This window comes from Frankia sp. CeTa3Moorea, from assembly GCF_978021225.1.
This window is the reverse complement of the sequence record NZ_CDXDOR010000218.1, coordinates 1-5996: the sequence shown is the minus strand read 5'-3', so window position 1 is coordinate 5996 and position 5996 is coordinate 1. Positions and strand designations below refer to the sequence as shown.

Here is a 5996-nt window from a genome sequence, read left to right as displayed (position 1 = left end):
ATCATCAACATCGCCTCCACAGGGGGCAAGCAGGGAGTGCAGAACGGCGCACCATATTCGGCCGCGAAGCACGGTGTGGTGGGCCTGGCCAAGGCATGGGGCCTGGAACTGGCCAAGACCGGCGTCACCATGAACGCGGTCTGCCCCGGCTTCGTCGAGACGCCCATGGCACAGACCGTCCGTGGGACCTACGCCAAGCTCTGGGGCGTCACCGAGGCCGAGGCGCACGACCGGGTGACCGCGCGTGTCCCGATCGGCCGCTATGTCCGGCCGGACGAGGTCGCCGCGATGGTCGAGTACCTCGTCAGTGACGAGGCTGCCGCCGTGACCGCCCAGGCAATCAACGTCTGCGGCGGTCTCGGCAACTACTGAGGTCCAGTGCCGTACCACCGGAGGCAGACATGAAGCTGACCACGGCCGGTTCCACTCTGCAGGCGGCGGCGGAGGTGGCGGCGGTGTCGGCCGCCAAGCACGTGCGTGAGGCGGAGACCGACCGGCGACTCCCGCGTGCGTCGATCGACTCCGTGCTCGCCGCGGGGTTCGCCCGGCACTTCGTGCCCACGCGGTACGGGGGGGACAGTGGCACCTTCGGTGCTCTGCTGCCCGCCGTGGCCACCATCGGCGCGTCCTGCGCCTCGACGGCCTGGGTGGCGTCACTGATCGCCGCGGCCGCCCGGATGGCAGCCTATCTTCCGGAAGCGGGCCGCGCTGCCGTCTGGGCCGGCGGCCCGGACGCCTTGATCGTCGCGGGGCTGATGCCCGGGGGAGAGGCGGCTGCGGGGGGCGACTCGTGGCGGCTCAACGGGCAGTGGCCGTACGTGAGCGGCGTCGACCACTCGGACTGGGCCCTGGTGTGCGCCCGGGCGGTCCGTGACGGCCGGGACGAGTACCGGTTCTTCGCGGTGCCGCGGCCGGCGTACCGGATCGAACCGACGTGGTTCAACGTGGGCATGCGTGCCACCGGCAGCAACACCCTCGTTCTTGACGACGTGCGGGTTCCGGCGTCCCACTCGGTGTCCCTGCGGGTGCTCGCCGACGGGCCAGCTCCCGGGGAGGACGCGCCCTGCCATCAGGTACCGATGAAGGCGGCCAACGGCCTTACTCTCACCGGTCCACTGCTCGGGGCGGCCCGCGGCGCTCTGCACCGGTGGTGGTCGCTGATCGGACCGAAGTTGCAGCGGCCCGGCCCGGCCATATCCGGCCCGGTGGACCGGCTGGCGTACGACATGGTGCTGGCCCGTTCCGGCGGGGAGATCGACACGGCGGGCCTGCTCCTGGAACGGGTGGCGCAGGTGCTCGACGAGGGCGCGGTGACGCCCTACGAGGAGTCCCGTAACGGTCGGGACTGCGCGCTGGCCGCGGAGTATCTCTCCGCTGCGGTGGACCGGCTGATGCGTGGCTCGGGTAGCCGAGGGCAGGCCGACGGCGAGGATCTCGGACGGTTCTGGCGGGACGTCGTCTGCGGGGCGGGCCACAGCGGTCTCCAGTTCGCCGCGCGGGCGGGTGGCTTCGCCCGCCATGCGGCGGAGGCGGTGAACGACAGGTGACTACTCCACGGGGAAAGGAATTCATGAAACCGAACCGGCGCGTGGTGATCACCGGGATCGGAGTACGCGCACCCGGTGGCGGAGGAGCCAAGAACTTCTGGAACCTTCTGACGGCCGGCCGGACCGCGACCCGGCGGATTTCCTTCTTCGATGCGGGGCCGTTCCGCAGCCAGGTGGCCGGTGAGGTCGACTTCGATGCCCAGGCCGAAGGGCTGACCCCACGGCAGATCCGCCGGATGGACCGGGCGGCCCAGTTCGCGGTGGTCTGCACCCGCGACGCGGTCGAGGACAGCGGTCTGGAGCTGGACCGGGTGGAACCCCACCGGATCGGGGTGAGCCTCGGCAGCGCTGTCGCGGCGGCTACCTCTCTGGAAGCCGAGTACCTCGTGCTGTTCGACAGCGGCCGAACCCGCGAGATGGACACCCGGCACCTGACGCCGCACATGTTCGATCACATGGTGCCCAGCGTGATGGCGGCCGAGGTGGCCTGGACCGTCGGCGCGGAGGGCCCGGTCACCATGGTCTCCGACGGGTGCACCTCCGGATTGGACGCGATCGGCCACGCGCTGCACCTCATCGAGGACGGCGTAGTGGATGTGATGGCAGAGGGCGCGACAGACACTCCGATCTCACCCATCGTGCTGGCGTGCTTCGACGCCATCAAAGCCACCACGTCGTACAACGACGAACCGGCGACGGCCTCGCGCCCGTTCGACCGATCGCGCAACGGCTTTGTCCTCGCCGAGGGCTGCGCCATGTTCGTGCTCGAGGAGTACGAGCACGCCCGGCGTCGCAACGCCGAGATCTACGCTGAGGTCACCGGGTACGCCACCCGGTTGAACGCCTTCCACATGACCGGTCTGAAGCCGGACGGCAGGGAGATGGCCGAGGCGATCCGCACCGCGCTCGCCCAGTCCCGGCTCGATCCGTCGGACGTGGACTACGTCAACGCGCACGGCTCGGGTACCAGACAGAACGATCTACACGAGACAGCGGCGGTCAAGGCCAGCCTCGGTGAGCACGCGCGTCAGGTGCCGATCAGCTCGATCAAGTCGATGGTGGGCCATTCCCTGGGCGCGATCGGGTCCATCGAGGTGGCCGCCTGCGCTCTCGCCTTGCGGTACAGCGTCATCCCCCCGACCGCGAACCTACGGCTGCCGGACCCCCAATGCGACCTAGACTACGTGCCGCTCGTGGCCCGGGAGGCCACCCTCGACACGGTGCTGACGATCGGCAGCGGGTTCGGCGGGTTTCAGAGCGCAATGGTGCTTCGTCAGCCCGGAGGACGGGCAGCATGACGCAGCGGGTCTTCGTCACCGGAGTCGGCGTGGTCGCGCCGACCGGGCTGGGTATCGCGGAGTACTGGGCGGCGACGCTAGCGGGGGGCTCCGGCATCTCGAGATTCGACGACCGGCATGTCGGGGCGCTCGCCGGCCGGATCACCGGCTTCGATGCCGCCCGGCACCTTCCGGGCCGGTTGCTGCCCCAGACCGACATCTCTACCCGGCTGGCGCTCACCGCGGCCGACTGGGCAATCAACGACGCGGGTGTGCGCCCCGACGATCGGGACGAGTACGACATGGGCGTCATGACGTCGAATGCCTGCGGCGGCTTCGACTTCACCCACCGTGAGTTCGACAAGTTGTGGCACGACGGACCCCAGCACGTCAGCGTCTACGAGTCGTTCGCCTGGTTCTACGCCGTGACGACGGGACAGGTGTCCATTCGGCACGGCCTGCGCGGACCGGGCACGGCGCTCGTCGGCGAGCAGGCAGGCGGGCTGGACGCCATCGGCTACGCCCGCCGGGCGATCCGACGGGGCACGCCCCTGGTGATCTCCGGCGGCGTCGACTCCGCACTCGGCCCGTGGGGCCGGGGCGCGCATCTCTCCAGCGGCACGGTGAGCACCACGGATGATCCGGGGCAGGCGTATCTGCCGTTCGCCGCGGCGGCCTCCGGGCACGTCCCGGGTGAGGGCGGTGCGATCCTCGTCCTGGAGGGCGGCGAGAGCCTGGACGGGCGCGGGGACCGCTCCCGGTACGGCGAGATCGCCGGGTATGCGGCGACCTTCGACCCCGCCCCGGGGTCGGGCCGACCGCCGGGCTTGCGCAGGACCGCGGAACTGGCCCTCGAGGACGCCGGGGTCACGACCGCCGACGTGGGGGTCGTCTTCGCCGTCCAGGAGTTCACCGAACTCGGCTACGACTCGCTCGCCCTGCTGGAGCTCGCCGCCGAGATCCAGCGCCGCTACGGCATCGTGTTGCCGGACGAGCAGGTCATGGAGCTGCGTACGCCGGAGGCCGTGCTCGCCGCCGTCAACAGCGCCGAGCGGCTGCGGCAGACGTCGTGAAGGGTGCGCCTACTGTGCCTACGAAGCACCGGACATCGCATCGAGAAGTGGTGGCGGCCCCGGCGGACCTGGTCTTCGAACTGCTCACCGAGGCTGACCGGTGGCCGGCGATCTTCGGTCCGAACATCTTCTTGCGCTACCTCGAGCGTACGGAGAGCGAGGAACACTTCCAGCTCTGGGCCCTGGTCGGCGGCGAGGTCAAGACGTGGACGTCGCGGCGTGAGGTCGACCGGCACCTGCGGACGATCGGCTTCCGCCAGGAACGGAGCCAGCCACCGGTGGCGGCGATGAGCGGACGCTGGCAGGTCCTGCCCTTGCCCGGTGGCCGCACCGAGGTGATCCTGGACCACGAGTTCACCGCGGTGGACGACGACGCCGCTGCCGTCCAGTGGATCAGTGCGGCCCTGGAACGCAACAGCGTCGAAGAGTTGGCGGCGTTGCGCCGGGTGGCGGAGCTCGGTCATCCGGTCGTGGAAGTCGTCTTCACCTTCGAGGACACCGTCGAGCTCACCGGGTCGGCCGAGGAGGCGTACGACTTCATCGACCGGGCGGACCGCTGGCCGGATCAGCTCCCGCACGTTCGCCGTGTGGTGCTCACCGAGGAGATGCCGGGCATCCAACAGTTGGAGATGGACACGGTCAGCGGCGATGACGGGTCGACGCACACCACCCGGTCGGTGCGGGTGTGCCTGGCGAACGACAGAATCGCCTACAAGCAGACCCGGCCACCCTCGACGCTTCTCGGGCACAGCGGGGTGTGGATCTTCCATCGGGTGCCGGACGGGCCCGACTCGGTCACGGCGAGACACACCGTCGTGTTGGACCCGGACGCGCTGCGCACGGTGCTCGGCCCGAGCAGTTCTCTCGCCGAGGGACGCCGCTACCTCCGGGACGCGTTGGGGGCCAATAGCCGCCGGACGCTGGCCGGCGCGGCGGCGCCCGTATCCTCCACCGAGGAGCGGGAAGTCCGGTGACAGCGACTCGCGCCGCCGCCAGCGCGGTGGCGGCACGTATGACGGAGGTGGCGGACGGCGTGTTCGCCTATGTCCAGCCGGACGGAGGCTGGTGTCTCAACAACGCTGGCGTGGTGGTGGGTGACGACGGCATCTTGCTCGTCGACACCGCGGCCACCGAGCGGCGCGCGACCTTGCTGCGCACCGCAGTGGACGGCCTCAGTCGTGGCGGGGTGAAGTACTTGGTCAACACTCATTTCCACGGCGACCACACCTTCGGCAATCACCTTTTCGCCGACACGGCGACGATCATCGCCCAGCACGGCACCCGGGCCGAGATGGCGGAGACGGGGCTGGCACTGACCGGCCTCTGGCCGGAGGTGAATTGGGGCAATGTCGATCCGGTGCTACCGACGGTGACCTACCACGACGCACTGACGCTGCACCTGGGCCGCTGTCGGGCCGAGCTTTTCAACGTGGGGCCCGCGCACACCGGGCACGACACCGTGGTGTGGCTCCCCGGCGAGAAGGTGCTGTTCACCGGCGACGTGGTGCTGCCGGGGTGTACGCCCTTCCTGTTGATGGGCACGGTCGCGGGGTCGCTGACCGCTGTCCGCCGGATGCGCGAGACGGGTGCCCAAGTCGTGGTCGGCGGGCACGGAACGATCGCCGGCCCCGAGGCCTTCGACGAGACGGAGGCGTACCTGCTGTGGCTGCGGGACGCCGCCGGAGACGCGATGCGTAAGGGGCTGACACCGATCCAGGCGGCCCGCCAATGCTCGGCAGGCCGATTCGCCGGCTGGAAGGACCCGGAGCGGCTGGTCCCCAACCTGCACCGCGCGATCGCCGAGCATCAGGGGGCACCGCCGGCAGCCGCGCTGCCGGTCGAGCCGCTCTTCGCGGAAATGGTGGAATTCAACGGTGGGCACCTCCCGGAGTGCCACGCCTGACCGGCGTGCCAGAAGGTCCTCGACCGACCGCAGCGGGTCTGTTGCATTGGGGGAAGGCAGGGCATGGTTGACCCTGCCGAACGGGTGATCAGATTGCGAGGGTGAGCTCGGTGAACGCGGCTGTCAGCCGTGCGTGCGGGTCGGTGTCGATCCCGAGTTCGTAGTGGCCGCGGCGGATGTTCTGGACGAAGGCATG

At 70.1% G+C, this 5996-nt stretch carries 6 protein-coding genes and 1 pseudogene; 6 read left to right on the top strand and 1 reads right to left on the bottom strand.

Annotated elements, in window-relative coordinates; genetic code table 11:
* From AC08OV_RS22900 to AC08OV_RS22875, 6 genes are all read left to right on the top strand, one after another.
* On the top strand, nt 1–372 hold a 372-nt coding region (locus tag AC08OV_RS22900), incomplete at its 5' end, for an SDR family oxidoreductase (RefSeq protein WP_476620293.1).
* A gap of 29 nt (nt 373–401) precedes the next feature.
* Complete coding sequence (locus AC08OV_RS22895; RefSeq protein ID WP_011438469.1) at nt 402–1547, top strand: acyl-CoA dehydrogenase family protein; 1146 nt, start codon at nt 402–404, stop codon at nt 1545–1547.
* Nucleotides 1548–1570: 23 nt separating this feature from the next.
* Entirely contained in the window at nt 1571–2845 is a 1275-nt protein-coding gene (locus AC08OV_RS22890; protein ID WP_476615441.1) for a beta-ketoacyl-[acyl-carrier-protein] synthase family protein, read from the top strand.
* Nucleotides 2842–3897: a beta-ketoacyl synthase N-terminal-like domain-containing protein gene (locus AC08OV_RS22885; protein ID WP_476615440.1), complete on the top strand. Its 1056-nt coding sequence runs from the start codon at nt 2842–2844 to the stop codon at nt 3895–3897. The genes AC08OV_RS22890 and AC08OV_RS22885 overlap by 4 nt, the downstream gene beginning before the upstream one ends.
* Nucleotides 3898–3911: 14 nt before the next feature.
* Nucleotides 3912–4871: an aromatase/cyclase gene (locus tag AC08OV_RS22880; protein WP_476620292.1), complete on the top strand. Its 960-nt coding sequence runs from the start codon at nt 3912–3914 to the stop codon at nt 4869–4871.
* Entirely contained in the window at nt 4868–5800 is a 933-nt protein-coding gene (locus AC08OV_RS22875; RefSeq protein WP_011438464.1) for an MBL fold metallo-hydrolase, read from the top strand. The genes AC08OV_RS22880 and AC08OV_RS22875 overlap by 4 nt, the downstream gene beginning before the upstream one ends.
* A gap of 88 nt (nt 5801–5888) precedes the next feature.
* Here AC08OV_RS22875 and AC08OV_RS22870 read toward each other — a convergent pair.
* Nucleotides 5889–5996 (bottom strand): annotated as a pseudogene (locus AC08OV_RS22870) (IS6 family transposase); the annotation flags it as partial.

Excerpts from the sequence above, each read along its gene's own strand:
- AC08OV_RS22895 (WP_011438469.1), top strand. The coding sequence starts at position 402 with ATGAAGCTGACCACGGCCGGTTCCACTCTGCAGGCGGCGGCGGAGGTG.
- AC08OV_RS22890 (WP_476615441.1), top strand. The coding sequence starts at position 1,571 with ATGAAACCGAACCGGCGCGTGGTGATCACCGGGATCGGAGTACGCGCA.
- AC08OV_RS22885 (WP_476615440.1), top strand. The coding sequence starts at position 2,842 with ATGACGCAGCGGGTCTTCGTCACCGGAGTCGGCGTGGTCGCGCCGACC.